Annotated in this window: 20 protein-coding genes and 1 pseudogene; 8 read left to right on the forward strand and 13 right to left on the reverse strand. The window is 71.2% G+C overall.

Translation table 11 applies throughout. The annotated features are described in order from the left end of the window. Positions 1-4 precede the first annotated feature (4 nt). The 4 genes from ACFV7R_RS09060 to ACFV7R_RS09075 are packed head-to-tail and all read left to right on the forward strand — an operon-like array spanning position 5 to position 1,290. Entirely contained in the window at positions 5-466 is a 462-nt protein-coding gene (locus ACFV7R_RS09060; RefSeq protein ID WP_385261635.1) for a DUF6314 family protein, read from the forward strand. 10 nt (positions 467-476) lie between these two features. Next, the gene (locus ACFV7R_RS09065; RefSeq protein ID WP_385261638.1) at positions 477-776 is read left to right on the forward strand and encodes a hypothetical protein; all 300 of its coding nucleotides are present in this window, start codon (positions 477-479) and stop codon (positions 774-776) included. A 35-nt stretch (positions 777-811) separates the two neighbouring features. Next, positions 812-1,015 (forward strand): hypothetical protein, encoded by a 204-nt coding sequence (locus tag ACFV7R_RS09070; RefSeq protein WP_385261641.1) that lies wholly within the window; start codon positions 812-814, stop codon positions 1,013-1,015. Further along, positions 1,012-1,290, forward strand: a complete 279-nt coding sequence (locus ACFV7R_RS09075; protein ID WP_385261644.1) for a hypothetical protein — start codon at positions 1,012-1,014, stop codon at positions 1,288-1,290. The genes ACFV7R_RS09070 and ACFV7R_RS09075 overlap by 4 nt, the downstream gene beginning before the upstream one ends. On the opposite strand, the gene ACFV7R_RS09080 is transcribed toward ACFV7R_RS09075, so the two are convergent. Both ACFV7R_RS09080 and ACFV7R_RS09085 read right to left on the reverse strand, forming a co-directional pair. After that, positions 1,223-1,816 (reverse strand): histidine phosphatase family protein, encoded by a 594-nt coding sequence (locus ACFV7R_RS09080; RefSeq protein ID WP_129796909.1) that lies wholly within the window; start codon positions 1,814-1,816, stop codon positions 1,223-1,225. The two genes, ACFV7R_RS09075 and ACFV7R_RS09080, sit on opposite strands and share 68 nt — an antisense overlap. A gap of 136 nt (positions 1,817-1,952) precedes the next feature. Beyond that, on the reverse strand, positions 1,953-3,386 hold the full coding sequence (locus ACFV7R_RS09085) for a PLP-dependent aminotransferase family protein (protein WP_385261647.1): 1,434 nt from the start codon (positions 3,384-3,386) through the stop codon (positions 1,953-1,955). On the opposite strand from ACFV7R_RS09085, the gene ACFV7R_RS09090 reads away from it, so the two are divergent. After that, positions 3,385-4,299, forward strand: coding sequence for a DMT family transporter (locus ACFV7R_RS09090; protein WP_385261649.1), 915 nt, complete (start codon positions 3,385-3,387; stop codon positions 4,297-4,299). The two genes, ACFV7R_RS09085 and ACFV7R_RS09090, sit on opposite strands and share 2 nt — an antisense overlap. A gap of 90 nt (positions 4,300-4,389) precedes the next feature. Further along, a complete protein-coding gene (locus ACFV7R_RS09095) occupies positions 4,390-4,587 on the forward strand; it encodes a DUF1918 domain-containing protein (RefSeq protein ID WP_129796912.1) in 198 nt (65 codons plus the stop codon). Between the two features lies 1 nt (position 4,588). On the opposite strand, the gene ACFV7R_RS09100 is transcribed toward ACFV7R_RS09095, so the two are convergent. Next, the gene (locus ACFV7R_RS09100) at positions 4,589-5,755 is read right to left on the reverse strand and encodes a glycoside hydrolase family 10 protein (protein ID WP_385261652.1); all 1,167 of its coding nucleotides are present in this window, start codon (positions 5,753-5,755) and stop codon (positions 4,589-4,591) included. A gap of 225 nt (positions 5,756-5,980) precedes the next feature. Here ACFV7R_RS09100 and ACFV7R_RS09105 point away from each other — a divergent pair, with 225 nt between their 5' ends. Together ACFV7R_RS09105 and ACFV7R_RS09110 are read left to right on the forward strand one after the other, a co-directional pair. After that, positions 5,981-6,841 carry a 3-hydroxybutyryl-CoA dehydrogenase gene (locus ACFV7R_RS09105; protein ID WP_165396177.1) on the forward strand — a complete coding sequence of 287 codons (861 nt, stop codon included), beginning with the start codon at positions 5,981-5,983 and terminating at the stop codon, positions 6,839-6,841. 183 nt (positions 6,842-7,024) lie between these two features. Next, positions 7,025-7,282, forward strand: coding sequence for a hypothetical protein (locus ACFV7R_RS09110; RefSeq protein ID WP_129796915.1), 258 nt, complete (start codon positions 7,025-7,027; stop codon positions 7,280-7,282). A 19-nt stretch (positions 7,283-7,301) separates the two neighbouring features. On the opposite strand, the pseudogene ACFV7R_RS09115 reads toward ACFV7R_RS09110, so the two are convergent. The 10 genes and pseudogenes from ACFV7R_RS09115 to infC all read right to left on the reverse strand — a co-directional run. Further along, positions 7,302-7,838: pseudogene (locus tag ACFV7R_RS09115) on the reverse strand (NUDIX hydrolase); the annotation flags it as partial. Between the two features lie 95 nt (positions 7,839-7,933). After that, positions 7,934-9,274 carry a transcriptional regulator gene (locus tag ACFV7R_RS09120; RefSeq protein ID WP_129796917.1) on the reverse strand — a complete coding sequence of 447 codons (1,341 nt, stop codon included), beginning with the start codon at positions 9,272-9,274 and terminating at the stop codon, positions 7,934-7,936. A 214-nt stretch (positions 9,275-9,488) separates the two neighbouring features. Then, a complete protein-coding gene (locus ACFV7R_RS09125; protein WP_385261655.1) occupies positions 9,489-10,454 on the reverse strand; it encodes a PP2C family protein-serine/threonine phosphatase in 966 nt (321 codons plus the stop codon). A 234-nt stretch (positions 10,455-10,688) separates the two neighbouring features. Continuing rightward, the gene (gene pheT / locus ACFV7R_RS09130) at positions 10,689-13,202 is read right to left on the reverse strand and encodes a phenylalanine--tRNA ligase subunit beta (RefSeq protein WP_385261658.1); all 2,514 of its coding nucleotides are present in this window, start codon (positions 13,200-13,202) and stop codon (positions 10,689-10,691) included. Continuing rightward, a complete protein-coding gene (gene pheS / locus ACFV7R_RS09135) occupies positions 13,202-14,323 on the reverse strand; it encodes a phenylalanine--tRNA ligase subunit alpha (protein ID WP_385261661.1) in 1,122 nt (373 codons plus the stop codon). Before pheS ends, pheT begins: the two co-directional genes overlap by 1 nt. A 129-nt stretch (positions 14,324-14,452) precedes the next feature. Further along, positions 14,453-15,589 carry an ATP-binding protein gene (locus ACFV7R_RS09140; RefSeq protein ID WP_385261662.1) on the reverse strand — a complete coding sequence of 379 codons (1,137 nt, stop codon included), beginning with the start codon at positions 15,587-15,589 and terminating at the stop codon, positions 14,453-14,455. A gap of 53 nt (positions 15,590-15,642) precedes the next feature. Further along, entirely contained in the window at positions 15,643-16,491 is an 849-nt protein-coding gene (locus ACFV7R_RS09145) for a TrmH family RNA methyltransferase (protein WP_385261665.1), read from the reverse strand. Positions 16,492-16,693: 202 nt separating this feature from the next. Beyond that, the gene (gene rplT / locus ACFV7R_RS09150; protein ID WP_004933571.1) at positions 16,694-17,077 is read right to left on the reverse strand and encodes a 50S ribosomal protein L20; all 384 of its coding nucleotides are present in this window, start codon (positions 17,075-17,077) and stop codon (positions 16,694-16,696) included. Positions 17,078-17,173: 96 nt separating this feature from the next. Continuing rightward, on the reverse strand, positions 17,174-17,368 hold the full coding sequence (gene rpmI, locus ACFV7R_RS09155; protein ID WP_007829094.1) for a 50S ribosomal protein L35: 195 nt from the start codon (positions 17,366-17,368) through the stop codon (positions 17,174-17,176). A gap of 108 nt (positions 17,369-17,476) precedes the next feature. Continuing rightward, positions 17,477-18,115 carry a translation initiation factor IF-3 gene (gene infC / locus ACFV7R_RS09160; RefSeq protein ID WP_385262136.1) on the reverse strand — a complete coding sequence of 213 codons (639 nt, stop codon included), beginning with the start codon at positions 18,113-18,115 and terminating at the stop codon, positions 17,477-17,479. Positions 18,116-18,464: the final 349 nt, after the last annotated feature.

The following is an 18,464-nucleotide window of genomic DNA, read 5'->3' on the forward strand; positions in this document are numbered from 1 at the left end:
CGGGATGGGCGAGTTCTGGCCAGTACCGGATGTGCTGGCGTATCTGGCCGGGCACTGGCGGGTGGAGCGCTCGGTGCGGGATCTCGCGAGCGGTGAGCGGGGCGAGTTCACCGGGACGACCCTTTTCAGCCCGCTGGAGAGCGGCGGGCTGCTGCACGAGGAGTCCGGCACTTTCGTCTGGCAGGGAGTGGCCCGGCCCGCCGAGCGGACGCTGCGCTTCCTGCCCGGGAGTTCGCCCGGCACGGCGGACGTCCGCTTCGCCGACGGCCGGCCCTTCCACGACCTGGACCTGACCGCGGGCCGTCACCTCGCCGACCACCCGTGTGCGGCCGACCTGTACCGGGGCGAGTTCACCGTCCTCGACGAGGACCGCTGGCGGTCGGTGTGGCGGGTGCGCGGGCCCGCGAAGGACCTCGTGCTCACCACCGACTACGCGCGTGAACCCACTGCCAGTGCCCGCCTCTGAGGTGCTCGGCATGACCCGATGGACCCAGGACTCCTACGGCCACCACGAGGTGAACGTCGTCTTCGCACGGGGCACTTCACTCGACGCCCTCACCGGCGGCCTGCGCGAACTGGTGCGCGATCCCCTCGACCACGGTGAGGGGAACGGCTGGATATGGGCGGTGCACGACATGCTCAACGCGGACATCGAGGACTACGACCCCGTCGACTACCGACGCGTGTGCCCGGACGGCGCCGAGCTGGTCGTGACCGAGCCGTGCAGCCCCAAGGCTTCCCGCCCGACTTCGACCATTACCGCGACGGCCGGCTGATCCTCCACTTCAGCTTCGAGGAGCTGGGCCAGCGCGTGGGCGACGACCCGGACCTTCTCTCCCCCGAGCTCCTGGCCGCGAACCTCATCGGCCCCGACGCGCACTGCCCGCACGCGGACGACGACGACCACGCCTGCTGGGAGCACGCGAGCGAGGACCGGGAGCGGCTCATGAAGGTGATCGCCGACTTCTACGACCTGCCGTCGCCGCCGCCGGCCGCGGAGGTGACGGCGCGGTGACGTGGCTCGCCCCGGAAGGGACCTGCCCCCTGACCGGTGTCTTCGGCGAGGCCGGGCTGCCCGCCTCCGCCACCGGCGAGTCGTCGGGCTGGGCCTGGATGTCCCATGACGCCCTCGCCGTGCCGCACGGCGGGAGCGTCTGGAAGCCGGCGCGCGACATCACCGGCTTCCGCTACGAGGGCAGCGCGGAGACCGTGTTCCTGGCCTCTACGTCCGTGAGGGCTGGGTCGGCACCCCGTCGAACCGCAGGTTCCAGCGGCCCGCCCGGCCGGTGACGGTCGTGGTCGACAGCGGACGGACGTCGAGGTTCCAGTACGTCGCGGGCGGGGCCTTCAGGGCGTACACCAGAGCGGCGCGGATCACCGAGGGCTCGGCCACGGCGACGACCCGGCCGCCGTCCTCCACGGGCCGGGTGTCGAGCCAGCCGCCGACCCGGGTGATGAACGCCAGCAGCGACTCGCCGCCGTGCGGTGTGCCGCGCGGGTCCGCGAGCCAGGCGTCCACCGCCTCCGGCTCGCGGGCCATCGCCTCGCCGAGCGTCAGCCCGCGCCAGCGGCCCATGTCGCAGTCGCGCAGCGCGAGTTGCACCAGCGGCGCGTACCCGAGGGCGTCCCCGGTGGCGCGGCTGCGCGGGGTGGGCGAGCAGTAGCGCAGCTCGGCCGCCGACAGCGGCACCAGACCGTGGGCGACGCGCTGCACCTCGTCCCAGCCGGCCTGGTCCAGCGGACGGTCGTCCTCGAAGCGCTCCGCGAGCAGCGGGGAGCTGCGCGCCGCGGCGACGAACGTGACCCGAAGTGGCATGCCGCGATCGTGATTCGCGAATGTGCGCAGGTCAAGAGCTGTCACCTTCGAGTTACCCAGGGTATGCGAAACCTTACTTCCAGGTCAGGACCAGCCGGGCAACCCGCTACAAACAGAGCGCCATCCATTGATGCGGTCAGCCGGCTTCGGCGCAGGCCGCCCGCAGCCGCCGTACCCCTTCGGCGATCTCCCCCGTCCCGGCCACCGCCGCGAAGCTCAGGCGCAGGTGTGCGGCCGGGGGTTCGGCGCTGAAGTACGGGCGGCCGGGGGTGATCGCGACGCCCGCGCGGAGGGCGGCGGCGGTGAACGCCGACTCGTCGGTGCCCTCGGGCAGGCGGAGCCAGAGGTGGTAGCCGCCCGACGGGATGTGCGGCAGGGCGAGTTCGGGCAGGTGCAGCCGCAGCGCGGACGTCATCGCGTCGCGGCGGCCCTTCAGCTCCGTCGAGACCGTCCTCAGGTGGCGCGGCCAGGCGGGCGAGCCGACGAGTTCCAGCGCGGCCTCCTGCAGGGGCCGGGGCACGAAGAAGGTGTCGACGACCTGGATGGCACGCAGCCGCTCCAGCACCGGGCCGCGCGCCGCCAGGGCGCTCACCCGGAAGCTGGGTGAGGTCGCCTTGGTCAGCGAGCTGACGTGCACGACGACTCCGTCGGGATCGTCGGCGGCGAGCGGACGCGGCAGCGGCGGCGCGTCGGCGTGCACGAGCCGTCGTACGAAGTCGTCCTCGACGACGAAGGCCCCGGCCTCGCGGGCGATGCGCAGCACCTCGGCGCGGCGGTCGGGGGCGAGCACGGCGCCGGTCGGGTTCTGGAAGAGCGGCTGGCAGACGAACACCCGGGCGCCGGTGGCCCGGAACGCGTCGGCGAGGAGGGCGGGACGCACCCCGTCCGGGTCCACCGGGACCGGCACGGGACGCAGGCCCGCCGCCCGCGCGATGGCCAGCATGCCGGGGTAGGTGGGCGACTCCACGAGCACCGGCGCGCCGGGCGGCGCCAGTGCGCGCAGGGCGATGGTCAGCGCCGACTGTCCGCCGGAGGTGACCAGAACCTCGGCCGCCGTGACCGCGCCGCCGATGCTGCGCGCGAACCACTCGCGCAGCTCCGGCAGCCCCTCCATGGGCGGCCTGCCCCAGGCACCGGGCCGACGCCCGGCCCGGGACAGCGCCGCCGCCATCGCCCGCTCCGGCTGGAGGGAGGGATGCAGATAGCCGCCGTTGAACTCGATCACGCCGGGCGGTGGGGCGGCGAGTGAGACCAGGACGCCGGAGGCGTCCACCGAGCGCGGTACGAGCTCGGCGGCGCCGTCCGCGCTGAGGGAGACCTCCTGCCAGGAGGTGTCCCCGGCGGGCGCGGCCTCGGCGCGCGGCCGGGCGCGGAACGCTCCGGCGCCGGGCCGGGTCACGACCAGACCTTCGGCCGCCAGTTGCGCGAGGGCACGCGAGACGGTCACCGGGCTCACCCGGAACCGCTCGACCAGGGCCCGGCTGGACGGGAGCTTTCCACCGTACGAGTAGCGGTCGAGTTCCCGCCGCAGCTGATCCGCCAGTTCACCGACGCTGCTACGCTCTTGCATGAGAACACAGAGTAGCGCTACCGCCCCGACCAGGATAGCGGTCAGCGGCCCCACCAAGGCCTCCGCGGGCACCCTTCAGGCCGCCCTCGGCGTCATCGCCTTCTCGCTCACCTTCCCCGCCACCGCCTGGGGCCTGGAGGGCTTCGGGCCCTGGTCGCTGGTCGCCGTGCGCAGTGTGCTCGCAGCGCTCATCGCGGGCGGCTGTCTGCTCGCCCTGCGAGTGCCATTGCCCAGCCGGTCGCACTGGCCGGGTCTCGCGGTCGTCGCCGCCGGGGTCGTCGTCGGCTTCCCGCTGCTCACCACGCTCGCCCTGCAGACCTCGACCACCGCGCACGCCGCGGTCGTGGTCGGTCTGCTGCCGCTGACGACCGCGCTGCTGTCCGCCCTGCGCGTCGGCACCCGTCCCTCGCGCACCTTCTGGACGGCGGCGCTGGCCGGCGCGGCGGCGGTGGCCGCCTTCACCGTGCAGCAGAGCGGCGGCGCCCTCACCTCCGCCGACCTGTATCTGTTCGCGGCGCTGCTGGTGTGCGCGGCCGGTTACACCGAGGGCGGGCGGCTGGCCCGGGTCATGCCGGGCTGGCAGGTGATCGGCTGGGCGCTGGTGCTGTGCCTGCCGCTCACCGTGCCCGCCGCGGCGCTCGCCCTGGCCTACGAGCCCGTCCACCTCACCGCGCACAGCGTGACCGGGTTGCTCTGGGTCGCGGTCGGCTCGCAGTTCCTCGGCCTGGTCGTCTGGTACCGGGGCATGGCGGCCATCGGCATCCCCAAGGCCAGCCAGTTGCAGTTGGCCCAGCCCCTGCTCACACTGGTGTGGTCGGTGCTGCTGCTGGGCGAGCACCTGACCGTGGCCGCGCCACTGACGGCTGCGGCCGTGCTCGTCTGCATCGCCGTCACGCAACGGGCGCGAGGCTGAGCGGCGCGCACGCACCGGTACGGACCGGCGTCGCCCGCCCTAGACTCGAAAGTACGGACCGCTGCTCCGCACATGGTGAGGAGGCCCCAGATGCGCGCAAGCGTGGGCGACCAGCTTGTCCAGCACGGCAGGGTGGTCGGCCAACACGACAAGGTCGGCGAGATCGTCGAAGTGATGGGTCAGGAGGGCAACCCCCCGTACCGCGTCAAGTTCCAGGACGGGCACGAAGGCGTGTGCTCACCGGGCCCCGACACCGAGATCCGGCACAAGGAAACCACCGGGCAGTGATTCAGCGCGGGGAAATCGCCGGCTGCTGATAGTGGTCGGCGACCACCCGCGTCATCGCCCCGAGGGCGTCGGCCGCCGCATCACGGGCGGAGAAGAAGACATGCCCGCGCACCTCGGGGTGTTCGCGGGCGAAGGTCAGGTGCCGGGACAGCTCGGCCGGGTCCTGCCAGGCTTCGTGCTGCACCGGATCACCGGCCTTGTACAGCGCCTCCCCCACGTACAGCTGTGTGCCGGTACCCCGTGCCGTCTCCGCCCACCACGGCACGAGAGCGGCGTAGTCGGCGGCGGCGTTGCCGAGGTGCCAGTACAGCTGTGGGCAGATGTAGTCGATCCAGTTCTCACGCACCCACTTGCGGGTGTCCGCGTACAGGTCGTCGTACGTCTGCACGGCCCGGGTGTCCGAGCCGAGCGGGTCGGTGTCGGCGTTGCGCCACACTCCGAACGGGCTGATCCCGAACCGCGTGCCGGGGCGGACCTCCTTGATACCGGCCGCGGTGTCGCGCACCAGCCGGTCGATGTTGTCCCGCCTCCAGTCGGCCCGGTTCGTGAAGGCCGCGCCATGGGTGTCGTAGGCCTCGTCGTCGTCGAAGCTCTGGCCGGCGACCGGGTACGGGTAGAAGTAGTCGTCGAAGTGGACGGCGTCGACCGGGTATCTGGCCACGGCGTCGAGCATCGCCTCCTGCACGAAGGCGCGTACGTCGGGAATCCCGGGGTTGTAGTAGAGCCTGCCGCCGTAGGCCACCACCCAGTCCGGGTTCTTGCGGGCCGGGTGCGAGGCGACGAGCCTCGTCGGGTCGGTGTGGATCGCCACTCGCAGCGGGTTGAACCAGGCATGCAGCTCAAGGCCCCGGGCGTGCGCCTCGTCGACCGCCGTGCCGAGCGGATCCCACCCGGGGTGCTGCCCCTGGGTGCCGGTGAGGTACTCCGACCAGGGCTCGTACGGCGAGGGCCACAGCGCGTCGGCCGTCGGCCGCACCTGGAAGATCACCGTGTTCAGCCGGCACCGGACCGCCCGGTCCAGGTGGGCGGTCAACTCGGCGCGCTGCTCCTTCACGGTCAGGCCCATGGCGGAGGGCCAGTCACGGTTGTTCACGGTCGCCAGCCACATGCCGCGCATCTCGGTGGTGGTGCGCGGCCTGCGGGGGACCGCACCCGTGTCTCGTGCCATCACGAGGGTCGACAGTGCGGCCAGCGCAAACGCCCGACGAGACAGCTGCCCCACGACACGCACCCCACACACGCTGCGGATCCGCGCCGTCACGGATCGTCTCCGAAGCCCAAGGATGCCCCCACCCCGGCGATCGATCATCGATACTTACGGGTAACGTGCACGGATGGAGCAGGCACCGGAACCCGGCGACCTGCCTCGGACCGGATCAGCGAAGGGGACGATGTGACCGACATCGAGCGCGTCGGAGTGGTGGGCTGCGGCCAGATGGGGGCCGGCATCGCCGAGGTGTGCGCCCGCGCCGGCCTGGACGTGAAGGTCGCCGAGACCACCGGCGAGGCCCTGGAGATCGGCCGCACCCGGCTGTTCAACTCCCTGGCCAAGGCAGCCGAACGCGGCAAGATCACCGAGGAGGAGCGGGACGCCACGCAGGCACAGCTGAGCTTCACCACCGACCTCGGTGAATTCGCCGACCGGGATCTGGTCATCGAGGCCGTCGTCGAGAACGAGCAGGTCAAGACCGAGATCTTCCAGGTGCTCGACCAGGTCGTGACCCGCCCGGACGCGATCCTGGCCTCCAACACCTCCTCGATCCCGCTGGTGAGGCTGGCCGTCGCCACCTCGCGCCCCGACCAGGTCATCGGCATCCACTTCTTCAACCCGGCCCCGGTGCAGCAGCTCGTCGAGCTGATCCCCGCGCTGACCACCTCCGAGGGCACGCTCGGCCGGGCGCAGCTGTTCACCGAGAAGGTGCTCGGCAAGCACGCCATCCGCGCCCAGGACCGCTCCGGCTTCGTCGTCAACGCGTTGCTGATCCCCTACCTGCTCTCCGCGATCCGGATGTTCGAGTCCGGTATCGCCAGCCGCGAGGACATCGACAACGGCATGGAGATGGGCTGCGCCCATCCGATGGGCCCGCTGAAGCTGTCCGACCTGATCGGCCTGGACACGGTGGCGTCGGTGGCGCATTCGATGTACGAGGAGTACAAGGAGCCGCTCTACGCCGCTCCCCCGCTGCTGCAGCGCATGGTCGACGCGGGCCGGCTGGGCCGCAAGAGCGGCTCGGGCTTCTACACCTACGGCTGATTACCGAGCGCGACGCTCCGCTGGGCCCGGCACCTGAGGGGTGCCGGGCCCGCGTCATTCACACACCGTGTGCGCGTCGGGCCCGCATATGCCGCTCGCACACTCTCCCCAGGCGCCCACCAGGCGAGTTGACTCACCATGCGCATGCAAGGGACGTAAGACGACTACGGAAAGGAGCGGTTCGTGACCGCCGATCCCGAGCATTCCGTCGCCCAGGAGGAACTCGCAGAGTTACGTCGCCGTCTCGACGTGGCATACGCCCGCGTCGAGGGCGGGCTGGCGCTGCTCTCCCATCGCACCGAGGAAACCGCCAAGGAACTGGACGAGTTGAGCACACGGCTCATCACCCTGGAACACGCCCGATGGCCGCTGCCGTCGGTCACCGCTGTCACGGCCGTGGCCGCCCTCGTCGTGGCCGTCTGGCAGGTACTCGCACGCTAGTGCCGCGGCACTGGACGACGGCGTCCTGGCCGAGCCTGAGGTGGTGCAGTAAAAGCAGCGCGGCCGCCATGTTGGCGGCCGGGACCTCGCCGCGGGCGACCAGATCGGGGACGAGTTTGAGGGGAACCCATTCCCGTCGGTCCGACTCGAAGTCGTCCACCGGGTGCCCGATGTATTCGCCCTCGTCGGCCCAGTAGATGTGGTGCCGGGCGTCGGTGAGCCCGTTGGACGGCTCCACGCTCATCAGGTGGCGCAGGGGTCCCGGCCGCCAGCCCGTCTCCTCCTCGAGCTCCCGGGCCGCCGCGACCGCGATGTCCTCGCCGTCCTCGACCACGCCCGCCGCGAGTTCCCACCCCCAGCTGTCGGTGATGAAGCGGTGGCGCCACAGGAGGAGGACCTCGTTGGCCTCGTTCACCACCGTGGCCACGGCCACCGGCCGCAGCCGTATCAGGAAGTGGTCGAGGTGCCGGCCGTCCGGCAGCTCGACATCTGCGAGATTGACGCTGAACCAGCGGTTTTCATACACAGTTCGTTCGTTCTGTTTCGTCCACTGCACGGTTCTGCCACCTTCCGCCGAGTAAGTGGCAATATCGCAGCAGGAGCGTGCCCACAGCAGAGGGAAAGCGTGGCGTTGCCGTTCAGGCGGTGTCGCTACAGCGGTACGCGCAGTGCCCCGTCGATGAGTTCGGCGGCCTCGGCCGTGCCCGCGCCGCCGCTGCGCACCAGGTGCTCGCGCACCGCCCGGAGTCTGTCACGCAGCCGCTGGGACTCCATGCCGCGGGCCTGCTCGGCCATCTGTACCGCGGTCGCCACCGCCTTCTCGGCGTTGCCCTGGCGCAGTTCGATGGTGCTGAGCATGGCGAGCCGGTGCACCCGGCCCCGGTCGTGCGCGGGGTTGTCCACGGCGGCCGCGGCATGCTCACCGGCGGCGGCCAGTTCGCCCAGGCTGAGCAGTGCCTCCGCCACCTGGACGTTGACCAGGCCCGGCTGGACATAGCCGGTCTCGTCGGGTTCGTGTCCGCGCCGGATGCGTTCGGCGGCCTGCTCGGCCCGCCGTATGCAGGACAGGGCGCTCGTGCCGTCGCCGAGGTGGGCGTACGCCTTCGCCTGCATCGCGTACAGATCGGAGGCGAGGGCCGGGGTGATGTGCTTGCCTGCGGCCCGCAGCGCAGCCTCCGCGAAGGCAACGGCCTGACGGTACTCCCGCATGAACAGCGACTGGTTGACGAGCAACGCGATCACATACGCACCGAGTCCCCGGTCGCCGCTGGCCTTGGCGAGCCGCAGCGCCTGGTGGAAGTAGCGCTGGGCGAGGCCGTGTGCGTCGGAGTCGTAGGCGCAGATGCCGGCGATCGCGACCAACCCGCCGGTGGCACGGTGGAGTTGGCGGCCGGTGGCGTCGGTGTAGCTGCCGCGCAGCAGGGGCGCCGCCTCGGAGTTGAGGAACCCGACGATCCGGGTGCGGGTCGCGACACCGCCGGCCTTGCGGTACATCTGCTCGTAGTGGGTGCGGGCGGCGCGCAGCATCTCGATGTCGGCCGGGGTGACCCGGTGCCGGCCGCCGCGGGAGACGTCCACGTCCTCGGGCGGGTTCTCCCACTCCCACACGGGCATGACGGCCGGCGTGCCGGTGACGGCGGGGGCGCCGAGGACGTGCGGGCGCTGCTGTTCGTCGGAGCGCCACAGGGCGGTGGCGCGTTCGACGAAGCCGGACAGCGAGGTGCCGTGCGCGCCGGCCGGTTCCCCCGGTACGCCGAGTCCGATGTCGTCGAGTGTGACCGGCCGGTGCAGCCGGGCGGCGAGCACCTCGCAGATCAGGTCGGGCACCTGGCCACGCGGCCGCTGGCCCTTCAACCAGCGTGCCACGGCGGTGTGTTCGTAGCGGAGCGCGAGCCCGCGCGCCCGCCCGGCCTGGTTCACATGTGCCGCGAGACCGGCGTGCGAGATCCCCGCCTCGTCCAGGATCGCGTCGAGCAGAGTGTTGGGCTGCATCGGAAAGGCCCCCCAGATGGCTCGGTGTCGACAGCGTAGTGAATTCGCCTTCACACGGGGTGTGAACGGAGTGCGCGAATCCGGGCTGTGCGCGCACTGTTGCGGAGAGTTTCCGGCCGGTTGACTGGAATGCCTCGCAAGAGGCCGGCCGGGCCGTCGGCTCCCCCTCGTACAGCGGCGGCCCGGCCAGGACGCTGCGCCGGGGACCGTAGGGCTAACGGTGGGTTGTCGGCTGCGGGTGGGGGGTGGTCGCTCGCACAGTTCCCCGCGCCCCTGAGGGGCGTCTGTGGTGCCGTTCGTTGCGTAGTGCCAGGAGGGCTATGTCGTCGGTGGGGCTACCGCTGGTGTGGCGCAGCACGCGGGTGAAGACGGCAGCCAGCATGGACTGTGGGGTGTGCGCGCCTTCGCGCAGAGCCTCCGCGAGTACGTCCGGCAGCGGAAAGAACCGGCCATGCGCGTCTCGGGCGTCCTCGGCGCCGTCCGTGAAGAGGAACAGTGCCTCGCCGGGCCGGAGTTGGCCGAAGGGTGCGGCGGGCAGGTCGGGCGGTAGCGGGAACGAGCCCATGGGCGGGAGGGGATCGGCTCGGGCGAGTGGTTCGACGTGGGTGCCCAGGAGCCGGTACGGCCAGGGGTGGCCGCAGTTGAGGGCCTGCAGCTCGCCGTCCCGCCCGATCTCCAGCAGCAGGACGGTCACGAACTCCTCGGCCACGAGGCCGTCGGCCCGCCCCCTCAGGTACCGGGCCAGGGCGCGGTCCAGCCGGCGCAGAACACCGGCGAGTTCCGGCTCGTCGTGCACGGCCTCCCGGAAGCTGCCGAGGACGGCGGCGACGGTCCCTGTCGCGGCCGGCCCGTGCCCGCGTACGTCCCCCATCACGACGCGGACACCGTGGTCGGTGGCGACGACCTCGTACAGATCGCCGCCGACGGAGGAGCCGCGGTCGGCGGAGAGCTGGGCGGCGGCGACGTTCAGCCCGTCGATGCGCGGGGGCATGGGCCGCAGCAGCGCGTCCTGCGCGGCGGCCGCGACCTTGCGGGCCTGCCGCAACTCGCGCAACAGCGTGCGCCGGACATGGAGTACGAGCCCGGTGCCGACGGCGAAGAAGACGACCGCCAGCACGCCCCACACGGTGGGAAGCCCCAGCGCAACCACCCTGCCGGGCGCCCGTAGGTTACGGATCATACGGAGGCCCCCCATTGCAGGCCGTAACAGCGCAGACCGGCCTCGAAAGGCCGGTCCGATTCTGTCGCCGTGTGCCCCGCAAGAGCCAGATCACCCGAACTTGCCACCCAAAAGAGTGAGGTGACCGATGGGGAGGTGTGGGGGGCACGCCCCCCACAAGGGGCGCGGGGAACTGCGCGACCAGCCACAATCAACCCGCGGCCAAAAACCCGCAGTCCCCGGCACCCAGCGAAGCTAACTCCGCAGCACTGCCCCCGTACGCTCAGCGGCCAGCGCCACCGCCGCGTCCCGAGCCGCCGACGCCTCGTCGACGGTCAGCGTCCGGTCAGCCGCACGGAACCGCAGCGCGTACGCCAGCGACTTCCGCCCGTCGCCGAGCTGCTCCGCGTTCTCGTACACGTCGAACAGCCGGATGGACTCCAGCAGTTCACCGGCACCCTCGCGCAGCGCGGCCTCGACCTCGGCGTGTGGGACCGGCTGGTCGACGACGAGCGCGACGTCCTGCGTGGCGACCGGGAACGTGGAGATGCGCGGCGCCTGCGGGGTGCCGTCGCCCACCTGCTCCAGGGCGTCCAGGTCGAGCTCCGTCGCACAGGTGCGGGCGGGCAGGCCCAGCGCCTTCAGGACGCGCGGGTGCAGCTCACCGGCGTGCCCCACGACCCGCTCGGTGCCGTCGGCGACGACCACGAGCTCGGCGCAGCGACCCGGGTGCCACGGCCCGTACTGGCCCTTGCGCACGACGAGTTCGGCGCCCGCCTCACGGGCCACCGTGCGTGCCGCCTCGATCGCGTCGGCCCAGTCGGCCGGGCGGTCCTTGCCCCACCAGCCGGCCTGTTCACGCGCGCCCGCGAGGACGACGGCCACGTGCCGCGGCTGCTCGGGCAGCGCGGCGTTCAGCGTGGCGATCTCCTCGTCGGTGGGGCGACGGTCGACCGGCAGATGGGTGGCGACGCCCTGGCCCTCACGGGGGTGGAACACCAGCCCCGTCTCGAACAGCGCCAGGTCGTGCGAGCCTCGGCCGTCATTGCGCCGCAGGGCACCGAGCAGGCCCGGCAGCAGCGACGTACGGAGCACGGGCTCCTCGTCGTTGAGCGGGTTGGCCAGCCGGACGACGCGGCGGGCCGGGTCGTCGGCGTCGAGGCCGAGCTGGTCGAAGACCTGCTCGCTGACGAACGGGTAGTTCGGCGCCTCGACGTAGCCCGCACCGGCCAGGGCCCGGCCGACCCGGCGGTGCAGCCGCTGCCGGTGGGTCAGGCCGCGGCCCGACGGGGGCTTGGGCAGCGTGGAGGGCAGGTTCTCGTAGCCCTCGAGCCGGATGACCTCTTCGGCGAGGTCGTTCTGCTCGAGCAGGTCGGGCCGCCAGGACGGCACGGTGACGATCAGCTCGTCCTGCCCGTACACGTCGCAGCCGATCTGCTGGAGCCGGCGTACGACGGTCTCGCGGCCGTACTCGACGCCCGCGACCTTGTCCGGGTGGTCGGCCGGGACGGTGATGGTGTGCGGCGCGGACGGCGTGATGACCTCGGTGACACCGGCCTCGGCGGTGCCGCCCGCGAGCAGCACCAGCAGGTCCACCGTGCGCTGGGCGGCGGCGGACGCGGCCTCGGGGTCGACGCCCCGCTCGAAGCGCCGGGACGCCTCGGAGGACAGCTTGTGCCGTCGGGCCGTCCGCGCGATCGACACCGCGTCGAAGTGCGCGGCCTCGATCACGATGTCGGTCGTGGCGCCCTCGGTGTTCTCGTGGTCGGCGATCTCGGTGTTGGCGCCGCCCATGACGCCCGCGAGCCCGATGGGGCCGCGCTCGTCGGTGATCACCAGGTCCTCGGCGTGCAGCTTGCGCTCGACGCCGTCGAGGGTGACGATCTTCTCGCCCTCCTCGGCCCGGCGCACACCGATCGTGCCCCGGACCAGGGAGCGGTCGTAGGCGTGCAGCGGCTGGCCGAGCTCCATCATCACGTAGTTGGTGACGTCGACGGCGAGCGAGATCGGGCGCATGCCGACCTTCTGGAGCCGGCGCTGGAGCCAGATCGGGGAGCGGGCCTCGGGCCGCAGACCGCTGATCGTGCGGGCGGTGAAGCGGTCGCAGCCGAGCGGCTCGGAGACCTTCACCGGGTAGCCGTAGGCGTTCGGCGCCGGTACGTCGAGCAGGGCCGGGTCGCGCAGCGGCAGGCCGTAGGCGATGGCGGCCTCGCGGGCGACGCCGCGGATGGACAGACAGTCACCGCGGTTGGCGGTGACGGCGATGTCCAGCACCTCGTCGACCAGCTCGAGCAGCTCGACGGCGTCCTTGCCGACCTCGGTCTCGGGCGGCAGCACGATGATGCCGTGCGTGCCGTCGTCGCCCATGCCCAGCTCGCTGCTGGAGCAGATCATGCCGTGCGAGTTCCTGCCGTACGTCTTGCGCGCGGAGATCGCGAAGCCGCCGGGCAGCACGGCGCCCGGGAGGACCACGACGACCTTGTCGCCCTCGGCGAAGTTGCGGGCGCCGCAGACGATCTCCTGGGGCTCACCGGTGCCGTTGGCGGTGCCGACGTCGACGGTGCAGAAGCGGATCGGCTTCTTGAACTCCGTCAGCTCCTCGATGGTCAGCACCTGGCCGACGACCAGGGGGCCCTTGAGTCCGTCGCCGAGCTGCTCGACGGTCTCGACCTCCAGACCGGCCGAAATGAGCTTGGCCTGCACGTCACGACCCGTCTCCGTCTCCGGCAGGTCGACGTACTCCCGCAGCCAAGAAAGCGGGACCCGCATCAGATCTCCATCCCGAACGGCCGGGTGAACCGGACGTCACCCTCGACCATGTCTCGCATGTCCTCGACGTTGTGGCGGAACATCAGCATCCGCTCGATCCCGAACCCGAAGGCGAAGCCGCTGTACTTCTCCGGGTCGACGCCGCAGGCGGTGAGCACCCGCGGGTTGACCATGCCGCAGCCGCCGAGCTCGATCCAGCCCTCGCTGGAGCAGGTGCGGCAGGGCCGGTCGGGGTTGCCGACGGACTCGCCGCGGCAGACGTAGCACACCATGTCCATCTCGGCGGACGGCTCGGTGAACGGGAAGAAGTTCGGCCTGAGCCGGGTCTTCATGCCCTCACCGAACAGCGACTGGACCATGTGGTCCAGGGTGCCCTTGAGGTCCGCCATGGTCAGGCCCTCGTCGACGGCGAGCAGCTCGACCTGGTGGAAGACCGGGGTGTGCGTGGCGTCCAGCTCGTCGGTGCGGTACACGCGGCCGGGGCAGATCACGTAGACCGGCAGCTCGCGGTCGAGCAGGGAGCGGATCTGCACGGGCGAGGTGTGGGTGCGCAGTACAACGCCCGACTCGGAGCCGCCGTCCGGGCCCTGTACGAAGAACGTGTCCGCCTCACCGCGGGCCGGGTGGTCCGGGCCGATGTTCAGGGCGTCGAAGTTGAACCACTCGGCCTCGACCTGCGGCCCCTCGGCGACCTCGTAGCCCATGGCCACGAAGACGTCCTCGATGCGCTCCGAGAGCGTGGTCAGCGGATGGCGGGCGCCGGCCGGTACGCGGTCGTAGGGCAGCGTGACGTCCACGTCCTCCTCGACCAGCACGCGCGCGTCGCGCTCGGCCTCCAGCTCGGCCTGGCGGGCGGCGAGGGCCTTGTTCACGGCGCCGCGGGCCTGGCCGACGCGCTTGCCGGCGTCGGCCTTCGCGTGCGGGGGCAGGGCGCCGATCTCGCGGTTGGCGAGGGCCAGCGGGGAGGTGCCGCCGGTGTGGGCGACCTTGGCCTCCTGGAGCGCGTCGAGGGAGTCCGCGGCGGCAAAGGCGGCGAGCGCCTCGTCCCGCATGCGCTCGATCTCTTCCGGTTTCAACGCCTCGACCTCGACAGGGTCGTACGACTTATTCGGTGCCGACATCTCTTCCCGTGCTTCCGATTGGCTGGCTGAAGGTCCCCGTCACCGGCTCACAAGGCCGTCTCCGGGACACAAAGGTGCCAAAGGCCGAGTCTAACGGGGTTGAGGTGGGCGAATGCGCCCGTGGGCCGCTCAGGTCAGATAAGCCGGAGCGCTCACGGGCAACGTAAATCGAAACTCGGCGCCGCCACCGGGGGCGCGGCCGACCGTGATGATGCCGCCGTGAGCTTCGACGATGCCCTTGACGATGTACAGCCCGAGGCCCGTGCCGCCGCGCTTGCTGCCCCGCCAGAAGCGGGTGAAGACGCGGTTCATGGACTCCTCCGGAATGCCGGTGCCCTCGTCGCTCACGGTGACCGACGTGCCTACGTCCTCCCCTTCGCGGGGAGACGTGGCGGGCGTTACGTCGATCGTGACAGTTCCCTCGCCGTGGCGCACGGCATTTTCGATGAGATTGCTGAGCACCTGGTCGATCTTGTCGGGGTCGGCCCACAGGGCGGGCAGCGGCTGCTCGATGCGCAGCAGGAACCGGTCGGCGGGCAGTCCGGCCGCGACGTACGCCTGGATGTGCCGGCCGACGGCGGCACCGATGTCGACGGGCTGGCGGCGCACCTCCAGCCGACCGGAGTCGATCCGGGAGATGTCCAGCAGCTCCGCGATGAGCCGGGTGACGCGGTCGGCGTCGGCGTCGACCGTCTCGAGCATCAGCCGCTTCTGGTCGTCGGTGAACCTCTCCCACTTGGCGAGGAGGGTGGCGGTGAAGCCCTTGACGGAGGTGAGCGGCGAGCGCAGTTCGTGGGCGACGGTGGCGATCAGTTCGGCGTGGCTGCGCTCGGTGCGGCGGCGGGCCTCGGTGTCGCGCAGGGAGACGACGACGCGGCGGACGGGGCCGGTGGGTTCCGTACGGACGTACCGCACCGAGACGAGCACCTCCCGCCCACCCGGCAGCAGCAGGTTCCGCTCGGGCTGCCGGACCCGGATGGCGAGACCGCCGTAGGGATCGGTCAGCTGCCACCACCGCCTGCCCTCCAGGTCCTCCAAGGGCAGGGCCTTGTCGAGGCGCTGTCCGAGGACGTCCTGCGCGGCAACCGCGGTGATGCGTTCGGCGGCGGAGTTGAAGCAGATCACCCGCCCGTGCTCGTCCGCGACGACGAGCCCGTCGGGCAGTTCGTCGGGGTCGATGCCGAGCCCGGCAGGGTCGCCGTACCGGGGCTCGGGCGGACGTCGTACGTCCTGTCCCCCCGGTGCGCTGCTCGTGCCGACACTCATCCCCGTACCCCACCTCTCAGACGGCGCAGGTGGCCCCCGAACTGGTCACCCTACTAGCTCTCGGTGACGGAGCGGCAGCCTCCGGGAGCGCGCTGTGCACGGGCCGACGCGTAGAGACATACGGCCGCGGCGGTGGCGAGGTTCAGGCTCTCGGCCTTCCCGTGGATCGGGACGCGGACAACGGCGTCCGCGAGCGCGCGGGTCTCCTCCGGGAGTCCCCACGCCTCGTTGCCGAAGACCCATGCGGCCGGCCCGCCCATGGTGCCCTTGTCGAGCTCCTCGTCGAGGTCGTGCTCCCCGGCCCCGTCGGCGGCCAGGATCCGCACGCCGGCTTCCTTCAGCCCCGCCACGGCCCGCTCGACGGGCACACCCACGGCGACCGGCAGATGGAACAGCGAGCCCACGGAGGCGCGGACGGCCTTGGGGTTGTACAGGTCGACGGAGGCGTCGGTCAGCACGACGGCCTCGGCCCCGGCGGCGTCCGCGCACCGCAGCACGGTGCCGGCGTTGCCGGGGTCGCGTACATGCGCGAGCACGGCCACGAGCTTGGGCCGCGCACGGAGGATGTCCTCGAAGGGCGTGTCGAGGAACCGGCAGATCCCGACGAGCCCCTGCGGGGTCACGGTCGTGGAGATGTCCGCGACGACCTGCTCGGAGGCGAGGTGGACACGGGCGCCGGTGTCACGGGCCAGGCCGATGATGTCCGCGTACCGTTCGGCGGCCTCCACGGTGGCGAACAGCTCGACCAGGGTGTCCGGCTGCGCACCCGCCTCCCGCACGGCCTGCGGCCCCTCCGCCAGAAACAGCCGCTCCTTCCCCCGGAAGTTCCGCTTGGCCAGCCGCCGCGCGGCGGAGACGCGGGGAGAGCGGGGGGAGATCAGCTCGGGGGTGGCAGGCGCCATGCAATTCACCTTCATCAAGAAATGTCCGCCAAGAAATGTCCGCCGCAACGGCGATCAACCACGACGGCGGGGTCTGGGGGTCCCCCCACGCCCTTAAGGCAGTGGGGGAGGTGCCGAACCACCGGTACTCACAAAACAACGGACCCGCAGGCACACAGCCCACGGGTCCGCCCAGTCACGTCGGCGAAAAGCCAGCGCAGCGTCACGCAGCCTTCGGCGCGTTGACGTCGGCCGGCAGCGCCTTCTGCGCGACCTCGACGAGCGCGGCGAACGCGGTGGCGTCGTTCACGGCCAGCTCGGCCAGGATCTTGCGGTCGACCTCGACGTTCGCGGCCTTCAGACCCTGGATGAAGCGGTTGTACGTGATGCCGTTGGCGCGGGCAGCGGCGTTGATGCGCTGGATCCACAGCTGACGGAAGTCACCCTTGCGCTTCTTGCGGTCGTTGTAGTTGTAGACCAGCGAGTGGGTGACCTGCTCCTTGGCCTTGCGGTACAGGCGCGAACGCTGACCGCGGTAGCCGGAGGCCTGCTCGAGGATCGCCCGGCGCTTCTTGTGGGCGTTCACTGCCCGCTTGACGCGTGCCACTTTTTAACTCCTTGTAGCGGGGCCGCGGTTGGACTCACACGGCCCGGAAACGATTGGGTCCCGGTCCAGACGCAGGGCGCTCGGCGCGCCGCTGTGTCACTTGCCGAGAAGCTTCTTGATCTTCTTGGCGTCGCCCGGGGCCATCTCGGCGTTGCCGGTGAGGCGACGCGTCAGACGGGACGACTTGTGCTCGAGCAGGTGGCGCTTGCCGGCGCGCTCACGGAGCACCTTGCCGGAGCCGGTGACCTTGAAGCGCTTGCTGGCACCGCTGTGCGACTTGTTCTTCGGCATAGCGCCGTTCTCTCCTCGTCGGTGGCGCTCCGGTGCCCGGTCGCGAAACCGGGCACGGTGGAGCGTCGCTCTTGTATCGGTTGTGTCCTGGGACTGACGTCCCCGGGGTCACGCCTCGGCGGGCTCCTCGGTGGGGGCCTCGGCATCGGCGGGGTTCTGCGAGCGACCGGGGTTGGCCTTCGCGGACGCCTTGCGGGCCTCCTGCGCCTGGCGGGCCTCGGCCATCGCCTCGGTCTTCTTCTTGTGCGGACCGAGAACCATGATCATGTTGCGGCCGTCCTGCTTCGGGTTCGACTCGACGAACCCGAGGTCCTGGACGTCCTCCGCGAGACGCTGCAGCAGTCGGTAGCCCAGTTCGGGACGGGACTGCTCGCGACCACGGAACATGATCGTGATCTTGACCTTGTCGCCCTGCTTGAGGAACCGGACGACGTGACCCTTCTTGGTGTCATAGTCGTGCGGGTCGATCTTCGGCCGGAGCTTCATCTCCTTGATGACCGTGTGCGCCTGGTTCTTGCGCGCCTCACGGGCCTTCATGGCCGACTCGTACTTGAACTTCCCGTAGTCCATGAGCTTGCACACGGGCGGACGGGCGTTCGCCGCGACCTCGACCAGGTCCAGGTCGTACTCCTGCGCAAGCTCCAGTGCCTTGGCCAGCGGGACAATGCCCACCTGCTCGCCACTGGGACCGACAAGTCGCACCTCGGGAACGCGAATCCGGTCGTTGATGCGGGGCTCGGCGCTGATGGATCCTCCTCGGTAGCACCACGCGACGGTCTGGCGGACAGCCGCGTAACGTCTCTGTTCGTTAGACCTAACCGCGCCGAAGCACAAAAAATGCCCCGGACGATCACAGGCGGGGCTCCTCGAACTACCGGAGCGACCGCCGCGGTGACCGCGGGGCGCACTTTCGGGCGGTGGCCGCCACTGGGGACGGGACCGCCTGACCGGTGACCCGCCGCCCTGAGGGCGGCCAGGTGGGAGTTCGGAAGCCTCCACTTGTAGGTCGGTCACACTTGCACACATGCGTGTCCGACCGGTCGTTACACAAGGTTAGCAGCCTCGGCCGGAAAGGGCTAACCGAGGCCGACTGGGG

This window comes from Streptomyces sp. NPDC059866 (assembly GCF_042731325.1).
Taxonomy (GTDB): domain Bacteria; phylum Actinomycetota; class Actinomycetes; order Streptomycetales; family Streptomycetaceae; genus Streptomyces; species Streptomyces flavusporus.

What these genes read in the sequence shown, in the direction of transcription:
- ACFV7R_RS09125 (WP_385261655.1), bottom strand. Translation starts at nt 10,454, where the DNA reads ATGATCCGTAACCTACGGGCGCCCGGCAGGGTGGTTGCGCTGGGGCTT.
- ACFV7R_RS09090 (WP_385261649.1), top strand. Translation starts at nt 3,385, where the DNA reads ATGAGAACACAGAGTAGCGCTACCGCCCCGACCAGGATAGCGGTCAGC.
- ACFV7R_RS09085 (WP_385261647.1), bottom strand. Translation starts at nt 3,386, where the DNA reads ATGCAAGAGCGTAGCAGCGTCGGTGAACTGGCGGATCAGCTGCGGCGG.
- ACFV7R_RS09120 (WP_129796917.1), bottom strand. Translation starts at nt 9,274, where the DNA reads ATGCAGCCCAACACTCTGCTCGACGCGATCCTGGACGAGGCGGGGATC.
- ACFV7R_RS09100 (WP_385261652.1), bottom strand. Translation starts at nt 5,755, where the DNA reads ATGGCACGAGACACGGGTGCGGTCCCCCGCAGGCCGCGCACCACCACC.
- pheS (WP_385261661.1), bottom strand. Translation starts at nt 14,323, where the DNA reads ATGTCGGCACCGAATAAGTCGTACGACCCTGTCGAGGTCGAGGCGTTG.
- ACFV7R_RS09095 (WP_129796912.1), top strand. Translation starts at nt 4,390, where the DNA reads ATGCGCGCAAGCGTGGGCGACCAGCTTGTCCAGCACGGCAGGGTGGTC.
- ACFV7R_RS09065 (WP_385261638.1), top strand. Translation starts at nt 477, where the DNA reads ATGACCCGATGGACCCAGGACTCCTACGGCCACCACGAGGTGAACGTC.
- ACFV7R_RS09145 (WP_385261665.1), bottom strand. Translation starts at nt 16,491, where the DNA reads ATGGCGCCTGCCACCCCCGAGCTGATCTCCCCCCGCTCTCCCCGCGTC.
- pheT (WP_385261658.1), bottom strand. Translation starts at nt 13,202, where the DNA reads ATGCGGGTCCCGCTTTCTTGGCTGCGGGAGTACGTCGACCTGCCGGAG.
- ACFV7R_RS09080 (WP_129796909.1), bottom strand. Translation starts at nt 1,816, where the DNA reads ATGCCACTTCGGGTCACGTTCGTCGCCGCGGCGCGCAGCTCCCCGCTG.
- ACFV7R_RS09060 (WP_385261635.1), top strand. Translation starts at nt 5, where the DNA reads ATGGGCGAGTTCTGGCCAGTACCGGATGTGCTGGCGTATCTGGCCGGG.
- ACFV7R_RS09140 (WP_385261662.1), bottom strand. Translation starts at nt 15,589, where the DNA reads ATGAGTGTCGGCACGAGCAGCGCACCGGGGGGACAGGACGTACGACGT.
- rpmI (WP_007829094.1), bottom strand. Translation starts at nt 17,368, where the DNA reads ATGCCGAAGAACAAGTCGCACAGCGGTGCCAGCAAGCGCTTCAAGGTC.